Origin of the sequence: Rhodococcus sp. ACS1 (assembly GCF_002300155.1) — a bacterium.
GTDB classification, from domain to species: domain Bacteria; phylum Actinomycetota; class Actinomycetes; order Mycobacteriales; family Mycobacteriaceae; genus Rhodococcus_F; species Rhodococcus_F koreensis.
In genome coordinates this window covers 310460-323504 of record NZ_NSDZ01000003.1, presented here as the reverse complement: position 1 = coordinate 323504, position 13045 = coordinate 310460, and the positions used below count along the sequence as shown (strand labels likewise).

The following is a 13045-nucleotide window of genomic DNA, read 5'->3' as shown; positions in this document are numbered from 1 at the left end:
GGTGCGCAAAGAGCCCGCTCAATCCCGCCGTCCGGCGGCCTCGTACTGGCGGTCGTCGAGCCGGGCGAGACGTACGGCCAAAGCGACGATCCGCGACCGATCGGGGTAGCGGACGAAGCTGGAACCCAGAGCACGAAGGAGGCGGAAGCCGAAGGTGACACGGTCGAGGCCGAAACGCACCCAGATCTCTTCCGCGGGGATGTCGCCGAAGGCCACCCACTTCGCAGCGAGTTCGATCATCTCGGTGATGTGGTCCGGACGGGACTCGATCCTTCTCTTGCCACGATTCTTGCTCACGCTCCGCCACCTCCTTGGTTGTAGGGCGAGGACGACCAGTGACAACAAGTGCGCCGTCGTGGCGGCCTGGTCAGGCCGCCACGACGGCGATCAGTGCTGACTGCCTTCAGCGAGCAGCACCGACAGCGGCATCCAATGCCGGAAGGGAGTAGAGCGAGAGAGCGTTGCCGTAGAAGATGGCGTCCTTCTCGGCCGTGTCGAGGAAGTCAAAGCCCTCGATGACCGGCTTCAGATCGTCGAGGTCGCGCCCGGTCGTGGGATCCGGAGCACTACCGCTTCCTGGCTTTTCGGTACCGAACAAACACCGGTCCGCTCCTACTGTCCGGACCAGCAGTTCCAGCGCCAGCGGCGCATGCAACACGGTGTCGAACCAGAGACGCCGCAAACTTTCGTCGAACGACTCCTGCAGCACCTGGCCGGTCCGCAACTTGGGGTGCAGTCGAGCCGCCCGCCAGCGCCCGATCTGGTAGGGGACCGAGCCGCCACCGTGTGAGACGACAATCTTCAACGTCGGGAAGCGTAGGAACACCTCCGAATTGAGCAGGGAGAGCACAGCGATGCTTTCCTCGGTGATGAAGTGCTCGCTGTACGATTCACGACCGTTCTGGCAGCTCGCGGAATGGATGAGTGCCGGCACATCGAGTTCGACCATCTTTTCGTACAGCGGGTACCACCAAGGATCGCCCAACGGGGGCACGTAGCCGCTTCCCTCGGACGGGTCCGGGTTGAGCAGGCAGCCGACCATCCCCAGATCTTTGATCGCCTTTTCCAGTTCACCCGCCCACTTCTCGGGTGTTTCCCCGTATGCCTGGGGCAGTCCGGCGACGCCGGCGAGGCGGCCGGGGAACTGCTGGACCTGGCGAGCGATCGCCTCGTTCACCTCCGCCGTCCACCAGTGCACGACCTTGGACGGGGTCGCCGAATGCGATGCCTGGAATGGACGCGGCGAGATGAGTTGGACGTCGGTGCCGACGCTGTCCATCACCGCCAGCGTGCGGTCGCCGTACTCCTCGAGCTGCGCATCGGTAACACCGGAACCGTTGCGGCCCTGGCCTCCTCGGGAGGATAGCAACGCGGCCTGGTACGCGTACAGCTCCGGCGGCGCGTTCAAATGGGCGTGGGAGTCGATGATCATGACTTCTCCTGGTAGAGCGATTGGTGGGTGAAAACAATGGAGTGGGTCGCCGCCGCTTCATAAATGGCCAGACACGTGGCAAGGGTTCCCAGCCCCCACTCCCCGTCATGGATCGGGATCCGGCCGTCGAGCGTCTGGTCCATCTCGACAAGCGCCTGATCCCAGACCGAGGTTGCGGGGTCGACGGGCAGGTCGGTCAGTTGTCCGTCGGAATACAGGTGCAGACCACCGGGGTGGACTCGAACGCCGCCACCGGTGAAAGTGGCGAACAGCTCGTCCGCCTCGGGTACAGCTCCGGAACCGTCGTAGTAGGCGTTGGCCTGTACTCCGTTGGCGAAACTCAGCTGCGTCGAGAATCCCTGTTCGGCGCCTCCCGCACCGCCGTGGAGGGCTCCGGAAACCGCGCGCACATCTCCACCGCAGATCAGTCGCACAATGTCGATCTGATGGGCCCCTTGCCGAAGCAGCAGACCGTTGCCCACTGCTGCATCGAGGTCGTGCGCCGTACGGGTCCGGCGGCGATGCCAATCGGTAAACGAGGTCGCCTGCACCGACAGCAGATCACCGAGCCGACGGTCGGTCACGATCTGCCGCAGCACCCGATAGCGGGGGTCGTAGCTCACAGTGGGGCCCACGAGCAGGCTCACCCCGGCACGGCGTGCGCAATCCACAGCCTCCCGTGCGTCAGCGGCGGTGGTCGCCAACGGTTTCTCGCAGATGATGTGCACACCGGCCGCGGCCGCGGCGGAGACGGCGCCCAGGTGGTGCGCTGTCGGCGCCGCGACGTACACCACGTCCACTGTTCCGGAGGTGACCAGTTCGGTGGCATCGATGAAGGCCGGGCAGCCCCATTCGGCCGACACTCGGTTTCGAACATCCGGATCGGGGTCCGCGAGGCCGGTGAGCACGAACCGGTTGCTGCGTAGGACAGCGCGGGACATCAACGCGCCGGCAACGCCGGCACCGACGATCCCGAGTCTGCGAGGAGCGTGGAAACGCATGTCGGTCAGCTCAGCCCGTAGATGTCGAGTGTGGTCTCGCCCGCCGCGATCCGGGTACGGATCTTCTCCTCGGACCGTTCCCGCTGCAGTGCCCGCTCGACGACGGCCTTGACCTGGCCGGCATCGATGGCAACCACACCGTCGGCGTCACCGACGATGATGTCGCCCGGGTGCACTGTCGTCGAGCCGAGCTGGATCGAGACGTCGAAGCCGCCCGACGTGGCATCTTTGCCGGTTCCGCGAACGCACAGTCCCCGGGCGAACACCGGGAATCCGATGGATTTGAGGTCGGTCGAGTCTCGGACCGAACCGTCGATCACCAAGCCGGCAAGTCCACGTTCGGCTGCGGCATGGGCCAGGATGTCGCCCCAGTAGCCGTACTCGATGTCGGTGTCGGCAGCGGCGACGAGTACGTCCCCCGGCTGGGCGGCATAGAGTGCGCGGTGGAGCCAGATGTTGTGCCCCGGTGTGAGGTCGACAGTGAAGGCGCGGCCGCAGATCCGCCATGCCGGATCGAGCGGTCGGATCCGCGGGGGCAGCGGGGTGGCGCCGGACTCGTGGAGTGAGGCGGCACCGAGTTCCCGCAGGGCCGGAGACAGAGTGGTCATCGCGTTTCCTCTTCGGCGGTTTGCAGCTGGTGATAGCCCGCCTGCGCGCGGGCCTGATCGAGACGCGCTCCGCCAGCGACTGCAAGGCGGATGCGTTCTTCGGCATTCTCGATGGCCTCGGCGACGGCGAGGACACGTTCGACCTCGGCCGTCGCCAACACGACCACTCCGTCGGCGTCCGCGACGACGAGGTCACCGGGGTGCACGATGACGTTTCCGAGGGCGACCGGTACCCCGGTTGCCGCCAGCCGCACCCGGTCCTTGCCGGTCTGCATGTTCCGGCCTCTGGTGAAGACCGGGTACTTCAGTGCCAGGCTCGGTGCGACGTCGCGGCAGACACCGTCGATGACCGTTCCGGCGATTCCGCGGGAGGAGGCGACGTAGGTCATGATGTCTCCCCAGACAGTGCAGTCGAGCCGGCCTTCGTTGTTGAGCACGACGACCTCGCCGGGGGCGACGTCATCGATGAAGTCGCCGACAGTGCCACCATTCTCGTCGACCGGTTCGTACTGGCCGGTGAACGCCGGCCCGCAGAGCCGGAAGCTCGGGTCGAACGGCTGGATGCCTGGGACGGCACCCGGCAGCCCGAGCTTGTCCAACGCATCCGACAGGGTCGAGGTGCTGATTGCACCGACCCGGGTGAGCAGTGTGACGTCGGGCAGGGTCGAAGTGGTTGTTTCGTCAGCCGGCATTGAGCATCTCCTCGTAGTTGCGTCCCATGACCTGTGATGGCAGCAGGCCTCGCCTCAGGTCCTCGGTCATGAGGCGTTCCTTGGCCACCAGCCGTTCGGCCGTAGTGAGGACCCTGCCGATGTCCGAGGCGCTGACAAAGGTGACGCCGCTGCCGTCGGCGATGACGTAGTCGCCGTCGGTGACGGTGACGCCGTGGATCTGTACGGGGTCACCGACGCTGTCCTCGACGAAGCGTCCACGCGCGGTGAACGGCACGGTGGTGAGCGCGGACACCGGCAGTCTCAGTTCGCGGATCTCGTCTACGTCGCGGCAGGCGCCGTCGACGATGACCCCGCCGACGCCCTTGATGACGGCGGCTTGCGCGAGCAGACCGCCCCACGAGCCGGCGGTGGGTGTGCCTCCGTGCTCTTGCTGGACGACGATGACCTCGCCGGCGTTGGCCCGCTCGATCGCCGCGGTACCTAGATGCCGACTACTCGTTCGTCCGTCGGCGGGGACCGTGCGCATCGTGACTACTCGGCCCGCCGTGCGGCTGCCCTCCCAGACCGGGCGTAACCCTGCGACACCACCGGTCAGCCCGAGCGTGTCGAGCGCATCGGACACTACGCATGCGTCGAGGTCGAGTAGGCGATCGCGGTAGCTGTTCACAGCGATCTCGTCCACGTCAAAAATCCCATGCCGCAGCCGGATCCAACTGTGGACCGGTAGGCGGGGATGTAGTCGACGACCTTGGCGGTCGCGTCCTCGAGCGCTGCACCGACGACGATCCAGTTACGGATCTCCGAGCTTCCCTCGGTCAGGCCGGCGACCGGGATCTGCGCCAGTGCCTCGTGGTCGTGGCGTTCGAGGGCGCTGAGAAGACCCCGGTCGAGGCCCTCGTCGATGATGGGGTGCGTGAGTCCACCGGATGCAATGAGAGCGACGCGCAGGTCGGAGTCCCAGCTTTCGATGGCGGCGCGGAGTCCCTGCCCGAGTTCGACGCACCGCCGCGGTGTGGGCTGGTTCGGGGGATAGTAGGTGTTGAGCATGATTGGGGCCAGCGGCAGGCGAGGCAATCCCTCGAAGAGCCGGCGGTAGATGAAGGTGAATGCGTGCCCGAGGCTGCGGCCGGTGGGCTGCTCGCTGAACTGGGCGATGTCGAAGCCGTTTTCGACGAGGTGCTCGACGAGATGCTGGCCCAATTCGGGAACGGTGCGGTAGGTCTCGTCCACATCGGCGTGGTAGTACTCGTACGCCGATTCCATGGTTTTCGGATAGACCTCCATTCCAGGGGGACGATCGTCGAGGGACTCGCCTCGGAAGATCGCGACCGCGGGCATGATGTCGTCTAGGAAGAGTTCGCGCTGATCGTCACCAACGACCAGGAGGACATCGGGTTTCATCTCGAGCAGTTCATCGCGCGTGCGCTCGAGCGCTTCCTGGCATGCCTTGTGGCGGGCCTCGATCTGCCGAATCTCGATCTCCCGAGCGAGTTCCTCGGGTGTGCGTGGTGACGACGGAAGATTGAGTTCCTTCAGGTGCGGCTGCTCGAGGTCACCGTGTGCGCGCCACCCGCCGGGTTCGATTGACAGCTGCGGGCTGTGTGACACTCCCGCGCCGCCGACAATGTACGCCATGTGTATCCCTTCCAATCTTGTTGATTTGTCCGGCTTACAGCCGGACACTCACGTCGGCGGCGGATCCGAGCGAGTGACGGTAGTAGTCCCATGTCCACTCCGCGTAGGTCAGAGCGGCTTTACGGCTGTTGACGAAGCCGAAAACGTCTTCGGCGTCGGCTTGGGTCAGCACGGCCGGTTCGGCGCCGGGTATCGCGTAGGTCGAGAGCGTCAGGTCGGCCAGGGTTTCGAGCTTGATCGCCCGCACTGTGGCTTCCTGCAGTGTCGCTCCGACCGCGACCACGCCATGGCCTCGCAGAAGACACACGTCCTTGTCGTCCATCGCGGCGGCCAACTCCCCGCCGCGCTCGGGGCGGTCGATCAAGACGGCCCGTTCGTAGATCGGCACGCCGCGAACCGCAAGTTCCATTGCGCCGGGATCGTAGGCCCCGATGGTCGGAGTGAGCGGCAATCCCAGTATTCCGACGAGCAGGGACGACCGCGGGTGGCCGTGGACGACCGCACCCACATCGGGCCGTTTGCGGTAGATCTCGGTGTGGATGGGCCATTCTCCGGGCAACGCATAGCCGCCTGGGAGGTCTGTGTTCGTCGATTCCAGATCGACGATGTGGATGTCATCGGCGATGGTGAACTGGACGCCGGGATCGTGTGGTGGGCGGCACCGGACGAGGAACATGTCGCTGTCGGGGACACGCATGCTTACGTGCCCGGTGATTTCCCGCACGCAGCCAGTCGCCGCGAGGATCCGGCAGGACAGCGCGACGGATTCCTTCAGGGCTTGGATATCGGCGGAGTCAGACACGTGAGGTTCCTTTCGTCAGATGGCGGAGGGCGGCGGCCATCCGGGCGGGCTCGGTGAATACCCGGATTCCGGACGACGCCAGAGTGGTCATGCCCGCCTCCGCCAGTGGGCGGGCAACGAGCCAGGTGACGAGGATCGGTACATCCGAACGTGACTTCGCCGCTGCGATTTCGTTGGCGACCCGGACGGCATCGTTGCCGGTGATGCTGGTGAGGACGATGCAGATCGCGTCCACGTGCGGATCGACGGCGACGACGTCGATTACCTCGGTGAACAGGCCGGGTGTGAAGGCTCCCTCGGCGGTGATGTCGAGAGGATTGGCGACGCTGGCGAACTTGGGCAGAAGACCGGCGAGGGCTCGAGCGGTGCCCTCGGTGAATTCTGCTGTGTCCAGATCGTTCAACGCCAGCAGATCCGCGGTGGCGCTGCCCGCTCCTCCGGATGTCGTGATGACCGCGGCCCGCCGCCCTCGTGGAATCGGGTAGTCCGCGAGAGTGGATGCGACTTCGAGGAGCTGGCTCATTTCCTCGACCTGGATGGCGCCCGCTTCCTCCAGGACCGCCCGGTAGGCGTCTTGACTGCCGGCCAAGGCACCGGAGTGCGAGGCGACCGCGCGTTGGCCGGCAGCGGTGACACCGGTCTTGAAGACGATGACTGGGATGCCGGCATCTCGTGCGGTGTGCAGTGCCCGGCGGAATGCAGAACCGTCGGAGACCCCCTCGAGAAACACCGCGATGGATCGCGTGGTGTCGAGACCGGCGAGGTAGCTGATGTAGTCCGCCACATCAAGATCGGTTTGGTTGCCGACGGTGACCCAGTCGCCGATGCTGTAGCCATCGGAAATCTCGCGTGAGACGAGGCTGCCGGCGACGGCGCCGCTCTGGGCGACGAGGCACACTCCCGCCGGGGTGTCGGGGAACTTGTCGATTGCTTGCGAGAACGTCGCCGCCATCTTGTGATGCACGCTGACGATCCCGATAGTGTTCGGGCCGCACAGGAGCGTGCCGGACCCTGCAACGGCGTCACGCAGTTCGGCGTCGAGAGCGGCACCTTCTGCCCCGACTTCCCCGAATCCGGAGGCGAATACCATCACTGCGCGAACGCCCCGTGCTACGCACTCGCGGACCGCGGCGATGCTGGCTGAGGCCGGTAGGGCGATGCACACCAGATCTGGGGTATCGACGATGTCGTCGATACCCCGCACCACGGGGAGGCCCTCGATCTCTCCGCCTGCCGGGTTGACTGGGTACAGTGGTCCGCTGAAACCGTTGCGCTGCAGCGCCCGAATCACCTTTCCGCCCGGCCTATCCGGAGCCCGGGAGGCGCCGACGACAGCGATCGATCGGGGCCGGAACAGCGGTGTGAGGTCGGGCCCGGTGGCGGCGGGCGTGGACTCCTGCACAGGCAAGACGACCGCGCTCGCATCGAGGACCAGGCATCGGCCGTCCGGAAGAATCCGAACCGGGTTCAAATCCAGTTCCGCGATCTCCGGAGCCTCGACGGCGAGCCTGCTCACTCGCTCTACGAGTCCACAGAACTGTGCGGTGTCGACCGCAGGCGCCCCGCGGAATCCCTGGAGTAGCCGCGAGGACACCAGGGAGTCCAGCATCCTTGCAGCATGTTCGGCCGTGACCGGTGCCGGATGGCGGGCCACGTCGCGGAACAACTCGACCGTGACACCGCCGAGCCCGACGATGAGAATCGGACCGAAGGTGGCGTCCCGGTTCCATCCGACGAAAAGATCGGTGCCCGGGGGCGCCATCTCCTGGACGACGATGCCGGCGTCGGAGAGACCGAGCTCCGAGATCTTCTGGTCCAGCCGCTCATACGCCCCGCGCACCGCGTCCGAGGTGGACAGCTTCAGTTCCACCAGCCCGGCGTCCGTCTTGTGGACCACCTCGTCGGACACAGCTTTGAGCACGACGGTCCCGCCGAGACGCAGAGCCGTCTCGACCGCTTCGTCATTGTGGGTGACCCGCACACTGGTGACGAAGGGCAAGTCGAGCGACGCGAGAAGGTCGCGTGTGCTCGATTCACCCCACGTGCCGGTCCGGGGAACTGTTGCGGTCACGGTCACAGACCTCCCCTGTTGAGCGCATCGCGGGAGATGAGGAGACGGTGGATGTCGTTGGTGCCCTCGACGATCTGGAATACCTTCGCATCGCGATACGCCCGGGCGACCCCGTATTCCTCGGAAACACCGTAGGCACCGTGGATCTGCACCGCATCGGTGGCCGCCGCCTGTGCGGCGTCGCTCGCAAACATCTTCGCCATGCTGGCTTCGATCCGCGCGCGGCTTCCCGTCTCCATCTCGGACGCGCACTTGTTCGTCAGCAGCCGGGCCGCCTCGATCGAGACCGCCATATCGGCGATCTTCTGCTGGGTCATCTGAAAGCTGCTGATCGGCTTTCCGAAGACGATGCGTTCCTTCGCGTATTGCACCGATGCGTCCAGGCAGGACTGGGCGAGTCCCACCGCACGTGAGGCGACGGCGAGTCTGCCGCGTTCGACGGCGGTCATCGCGACCGTGAAGCCGTCGCCTTCCTCGCCGAGGAGGGCGTCGGGACCGAGTTGGACATTGTCGAGCACCAGGTCACCGCTGCACAGCGGCCGGAATCCGAGTTTGTTGCGCATCGGGTTCTTGATGACACCGGGCGTGTCGGCGGGAACGATGAATGCCGAGAGCCCCTTTTTACCCAGTGCGGGATCGTTGGTCGCGAAGGTCACGAAGAAGGAAGCTTTGTCGAGGTTGGTGATCCATGCCTTCGCACCATTGAGTACGAAGCCGTCTCCGGTCCGCTTGTACCGTGTCTCGGTACCGGCGACGTCACTTCCCGAGCGTGGTTCGGTCACGCCGGCGCCGCCGAAGATCTGGCCCTCGGCGAGTGGGCGCAGCCACTGCTCCTTCTGCTCGTCGGTGCCGAAGGCGAGCAGGCCGCCGCCGACGAGGGCGGACGGCATGCTCATGAAGACACCCAGGCAGTGATCGACCCGCGAGATCTCCTCGATGATCATCGAGAAGGTCAGGTGATCGAGACCCATACCGCCCCATTCGACGGGGACCACCCCGCCGAAGAAGCCGAGGCTTGCCATCTGCTGGAGAAGGTCGAGGGGAATCGACTCCGCCTCGTCGTACGCCTGGACCCGGGGGGCAACCTCGCTGCGCGCGAAATCACGGACCAACTGAATCAGTGAGTCACGTTCGGCGGTGTCGACGGACGGTTCGAGGATGCTGGTCACAGCGCTCCTGCCGCTTCCAGGTTCTTCCGCAGGCGCGGGAAGATTTCGAGGGCGGTGTCGCCGAGCATCTGATCCAGGCCCTTCTCCTCGGCGCCGGGCAGCCCACGCAGCACGGCCGCGATGTCGTCGGCCCAGCCTTCGGTGGTGGTCTTTTTGTGCGAGCCGTCGCCGGGACGCTCGGTGCCCAGAACGATCCGGTCGGCGCCGATGGCCTTGACGAGCAGGTCCAGCGCCTCCTCGGTGTAGAGCGAGGTGTCGTAGTAGCAGTTGCGGACTGCCTCGTCGAAGGTGCCGGTGCGGCCGGTGCCCTCCCAATAGGTGCCGCGGAAGCGTCCGAGCTGGTAGGGAATCGCGCCGCCCCCGTGGGGGACGACGACCTTGAGATCAGGGAACAGCTCGAAAGCCTCGGACTGGACGAGCGACATCACGGCCACGCTCTCTTCGGAGATGAAGTGCAGGCTCTGGTTCTCACGCAGCGACACGCAGCCGGCGGAGTGCACGAGGAGCGGTGCCTCGTACTCGACGAGCTTCTCGTACAGCGGGTACCAGTACTCGTCACCTAAGCCCGGAACCTCCTGCGGTGCACGGCCTTCGCTCGGATCGGGGTTGAGGAGCACACCCACGAAGCCCAGGTCGTTCATGCAACGGTCGAGTTCGTCGAAGCAGTCTTCGATCGGGGCGCCCCATGCCAGCGGGAGGTTGGCCATTCCCTGCAGGCGATCCGGGAAGAAGGCGGACTGGGTGGCGATGGCGTCGTTGACCGTCTGTGCCCACCAGTGGACGATGCGGGCCGGCTTCTCCGAGTGCATGAGGCTGTACGGGCGCGCCGACACCAGCTGCACGTCTGTACCCACGTGGTCGAGCCAGGAGATGTGCTCGCGGGCGAAGTGCTCGAGTTCCTCCGGGGGGATGACTCCGGTCCGGCCGTGGCTCATACCCTCACGTGCCTCGGAGAAGCCCTTGAGGCGGCGGCCGTAGTGACCGCGGGTGCCGATGAGGAACTCACGGTAGCTGTAGAGCTCCGACGGGGCCACGATGTGGCCGTGTACGTCAATTACCTTGCGAGGCATGAACAATTCTCCTTGATTTGAAGATTTTTTGAGATGGAGGGAATAGGTGGGGGGGATTGCCGGCGTGTCGCCCCGGGGGCTATTCGGTGTACACCCGAACCGGGTGACGGGTCTGTTGGTAGTGCTCGACGGCCGCGATGATGGTGTCCTCACCGATGGCCACGATCCACCCACAATCGCGTTCCCGGCACACTGCGGTGGGGAGCCACTCTCCACAGACCGCGCAGATACTGCCGGTTTTCACGTGCCCTGGGTGTTCGCACGGTTGGCGGTTCGGATTGGAATTCCTGGCGAACTCGATGAGATCGGTTCTCATGAAGGAACTCGGCTCGCTTGCTCTGCCTCGGCATCGATCAGTTTCGAGAGCGCGGTCAGTCGAGGACTGTACAGGCTCTGGGTCCGCAGGAACGCCGAGACGGGGTTGCCCTTGGAGGCGCCGCCGAAGCCGAGTTCCTTACGCTCCATGGGAAGCTCGATGACATTGCCTTCGGTGGCCGGGTCGTACACGTTCATCACCGGTTCGCCCGCCTCGTTCGAGTCGAGCTGCTTGCGGAGCAGGGTCCGGAAGAGAGCGATGCCCTGATCCGAGGAGCTGAGGTTCTCGTCGTGGCGGCTCGCAATCGGTCCTTGCGTCACCCACACCATCGCGTCCTGCGAGTCGATGGTGTCCATACGGAAGGTTCCGTCGTCGTCCTGCAGCTTGACGTCGTAGATGTCAGGAAGCTGTCGAACCTGCTGGACCAGATGGGAGAACTTCTCCTCCACGTCGAACCAGCAGTACCAGAAGTGCAGGGTGTTCGTGTCGTCGACGGGAACACGAATCTGCAGCGACTGCAGTCCGTATCCGCCCACCTTGAGAATGTGGGGGAAGTACACGGGGTGTCCGGTCCGCCAGTCCTCGGACTCCTCGGTCTGTCCTTCACGAAGACGACGCTTGATGATGCCGTAGTCGACGAGATCGAATCCGATCTTGATGTGGTGACCGGCCAGTTCGGTCGGCTCCTCGCCGGCACGTTCGAGGGTGTAATTGAAGTACTTGCCGTGCAACCACTCGACGTGGGTGGGATCGAACGAATTCTCCATGATCTGGAGCCAGTTGCAGGGGATGATCGCCGATCCGATGTCCCGAAATTGCGTGCCGTTTTCCTCGAGCGTGAACAGATCGAGCAGGGGCAGCGCCGGGGCCGGCCCTTCGCCGAGGTAGGCGAAAATCAGGCCGGCGAGTTCACGCACCGGATAGCCGGTAATCGAGGCGCGCTCTCGCAGGCGCGGCGAGGCCGGTTCCTGATTGGGTTGTTCGAGGCAACTACCCGTGCCGTCGAAGAGCCACCCGTGGTAAGCACATCGCAGCCCTGGCCCGTCAGGGAACCCGTACGCCAACGACGCACCCCGGTGCGGGCACTTCCGTGTGACCAGACCCAATTCTCCCGCCTCCGAACGGTAGAGCACCAGGTCTTCACCGAGGATTCGCACCGGCTTGACCGGGTTCTCGTCGAGCTCTGTCGCGGCGGCGACCGGCAGCCAATACCTCCGGTAGAGCTCTCCAGCGGGAGTTCCCTTGCCGACGCGGCTGAGTCGTTCGTTGAGTTCAGGTTGAAGCATCAGGACCTCGCACTTTCCGAAACGGACGTTGTTTCATCAATTAGGCTAATCATAGGACCAACCTCCTAGCAAGAGGGTAGAGCAAATAGATTTCGGCGGAACCTACGTTCCCGGCTCGGTGGTTTCGCGCTCGATCGCATACAACTCCTCGAGCCCCGCCATCTCCTGGAACTCCTCCCAGATCCGGAAGGCGTCCGCGGGATTTCGGCCGCTGGACCGGCCCTCCGCGTGCCGCTGATACACCTCGGTGACCGCCGCCCAGGCGGCGGTCTGGCCGGTGACGGGGTCGATCACCAGGGCGTAACCCATATCCGCCCACTCGTCGGGCGTGTGCAGATCCAATGACGTCAACGTGGCGACCGGGCAGTCGAGCTTCTCCGGAATCAGGGCCCGTTGTTCGGACCCCTCCGGAAGCAACATCACAGCGTCGGCGCCGGCATCGCGATACGCCCTGCAGCGTTCTATGGCGTCATCGAAACTCTCATTCTGGATCGCCCCGGTTCGCGCGATGATCAGCAGGTCAGGATCCTCGCGCGCCTGGACGGCGAATCGTACCTTCTTGACCATCTCCTCGGCCGGAATGAGGTGCTCGATATGGCGGTGATGGCTCACCCGCTTCGGCGCGACCTGGTCTTCGATCTCGATCGCGTGTGCTCCCGCCGTCTCCAGTTCCGCCACGGTGCGGGTCAGGTGAACGGCATCACCGAATCCGACTCCCCCGTCGACGATGAGCGGCAGGGTGGACCGCCGCCGCACCGCAGCCACGGCGGAGGCCAGCTCGGTAAGGGTCAGCAGCGCCTCGGACACCGCCAGCGAATACCCCAGGCCTCCGCCGCCGAGATACCCCGCCTCGAAGCCCAGGCGCGTACACAACCGCGCGGTGAGCGCGTCCGGCGTGTACGGCACGATAATCGGGTCCTTGCCTTCGAGACGGCGTCGAAAGCTGGCTCTGTCGATTCGAGTCATCGGGTCGCGTTTCCT

General features: G+C 65.1%; 14 protein-coding genes. All 14 read right to left on the bottom strand.

Features of this window, described 5'->3' with window-relative positions; translation table 11 throughout:
- Positions 1-18: 18 nt before the first annotated feature.
- Positions 19-297, bottom strand: a complete 279-nt coding sequence (locus CJ179_RS12030; protein ID WP_095861636.1) for a hypothetical protein — start codon at positions 295-297, stop codon at positions 19-21.
- A gap of 106 nt (positions 298-403) precedes the next feature.
- Positions 404-1432: an amidohydrolase family protein gene (locus CJ179_RS12025; protein ID WP_095861635.1), complete on the bottom strand. Its 1029-nt coding sequence runs from the start codon at positions 1430-1432 to the stop codon at positions 404-406.
- A complete protein-coding gene (locus CJ179_RS12020; protein WP_095861634.1) occupies positions 1429-2433 on the bottom strand; it encodes a Gfo/Idh/MocA family protein in 1005 nt (334 codons plus the stop codon). The genes CJ179_RS12025 and CJ179_RS12020 overlap by 4 nt, the downstream gene beginning before the upstream one ends.
- 5 nt (positions 2434-2438) lie before the next feature.
- The gene (locus tag CJ179_RS12015) at positions 2439-3041 is read right to left on the bottom strand and encodes an RraA family protein (protein WP_095861633.1); all 603 of its coding nucleotides are present in this window, start codon (positions 3039-3041) and stop codon (positions 2439-2441) included.
- Positions 3038-3733, bottom strand: coding sequence for an RraA family protein (locus tag CJ179_RS12010; RefSeq protein ID WP_095861632.1), 696 nt, complete (start codon positions 3731-3733; stop codon positions 3038-3040). Before CJ179_RS12010 ends, CJ179_RS12015 begins: the two co-directional genes overlap by 4 nt.
- A complete protein-coding gene (locus tag CJ179_RS12005; protein ID WP_206013880.1) occupies positions 3723-4397 on the bottom strand; it encodes an RraA family protein in 675 nt (224 codons plus the stop codon). Before CJ179_RS12005 ends, CJ179_RS12010 begins: the two co-directional genes overlap by 11 nt.
- Positions 4379-5350 carry a hypothetical protein gene (locus tag CJ179_RS12000; RefSeq protein ID WP_095861631.1) on the bottom strand — a complete coding sequence of 324 codons (972 nt, stop codon included), beginning with the start codon at positions 5348-5350 and terminating at the stop codon, positions 4379-4381. Before CJ179_RS12000 ends, CJ179_RS12005 begins: the two co-directional genes overlap by 19 nt.
- Positions 5351-5384: 34 nt before the next feature.
- A complete protein-coding gene (locus CJ179_RS11995; RefSeq protein WP_095861630.1) occupies positions 5385-6152 on the bottom strand; it encodes a class II aldolase/adducin family protein in 768 nt (255 codons plus the stop codon).
- Positions 6145-8223 carry an acetate--CoA ligase family protein gene (locus CJ179_RS11990; RefSeq protein WP_179377569.1) on the bottom strand — a complete coding sequence of 693 codons (2079 nt, stop codon included), beginning with the start codon at positions 8221-8223 and terminating at the stop codon, positions 6145-6147. Before CJ179_RS11990 ends, CJ179_RS11995 begins: the two co-directional genes overlap by 8 nt.
- 2 nt (positions 8224-8225) lie before the next feature.
- Positions 8226-9392, bottom strand: coding sequence for an acyl-CoA dehydrogenase family protein (locus CJ179_RS11985; protein WP_179377568.1), 1167 nt, complete (start codon positions 9390-9392; stop codon positions 8226-8228).
- A complete protein-coding gene (locus CJ179_RS11980) occupies positions 9389-10462 on the bottom strand; it encodes an amidohydrolase family protein (RefSeq protein WP_095861627.1) in 1074 nt (357 codons plus the stop codon). The genes CJ179_RS11985 and CJ179_RS11980 overlap by 4 nt, the downstream gene beginning before the upstream one ends.
- A gap of 79 nt (positions 10463-10541) precedes the next feature.
- Complete coding sequence (locus tag CJ179_RS52155; RefSeq protein WP_164062506.1) at positions 10542-10706, bottom strand: hypothetical protein; 165 nt, start codon at positions 10704-10706, stop codon at positions 10542-10544.
- A 68-nt stretch (positions 10707-10774) separates the two neighbouring features.
- On the bottom strand, positions 10775-12064 hold the full coding sequence (locus CJ179_RS11970) for an aromatic ring-hydroxylating dioxygenase subunit alpha (RefSeq protein ID WP_095861625.1): 1290 nt from the start codon (positions 12062-12064) through the stop codon (positions 10775-10777).
- Positions 12065-12166: 102 nt separating this feature from the next.
- Complete coding sequence (locus tag CJ179_RS11965) at positions 12167-13030, bottom strand: oxaloacetate decarboxylase (protein ID WP_095861624.1); 864 nt, start codon at positions 13028-13030, stop codon at positions 12167-12169.
- Between the last annotated feature and the right edge of the window lie 15 nt (positions 13031-13045).

Coding starts and splice junctions, on each gene's coding strand:
- CJ179_RS12025 (WP_095861635.1), bottom strand. CDS start 1,432: ATGATCATCGACTCCCACGCCCATTTGAACGCGCCGCCGGAGCTGTAC.
- CJ179_RS12020 (WP_095861634.1), bottom strand. CDS start 2,433: ATGCGTTTCCACGCTCCTCGCAGACTCGGGATCGTCGGTGCCGGCGTT.
- CJ179_RS12015 (WP_095861633.1), bottom strand. CDS start 3,041: ATGACCACTCTGTCTCCGGCCCTGCGGGAACTCGGTGCCGCCTCACTC.
- CJ179_RS12010 (WP_095861632.1), bottom strand. CDS start 3,733: ATGCCGGCTGACGAAACAACCACTTCGACCCTGCCCGACGTCACACTG.
- CJ179_RS12000 (WP_095861631.1), bottom strand. CDS start 5,350: ATGGCGTACATTGTCGGCGGCGCGGGAGTGTCACACAGCCCGCAGCTG.
- CJ179_RS11980 (WP_095861627.1), bottom strand. CDS start 10,462: ATGCCTCGCAAGGTAATTGACGTACACGGCCACATCGTGGCCCCGTCG.
- CJ179_RS11970 (WP_095861625.1), bottom strand. CDS start 12,064: ATGCTTCAACCTGAACTCAACGAACGACTCAGCCGCGTCGGCAAGGGA.
- CJ179_RS11965 (WP_095861624.1), bottom strand. CDS start 13,030: ATGACTCGAATCGACAGAGCCAGCTTTCGACGCCGTCTCGAAGGCAAG.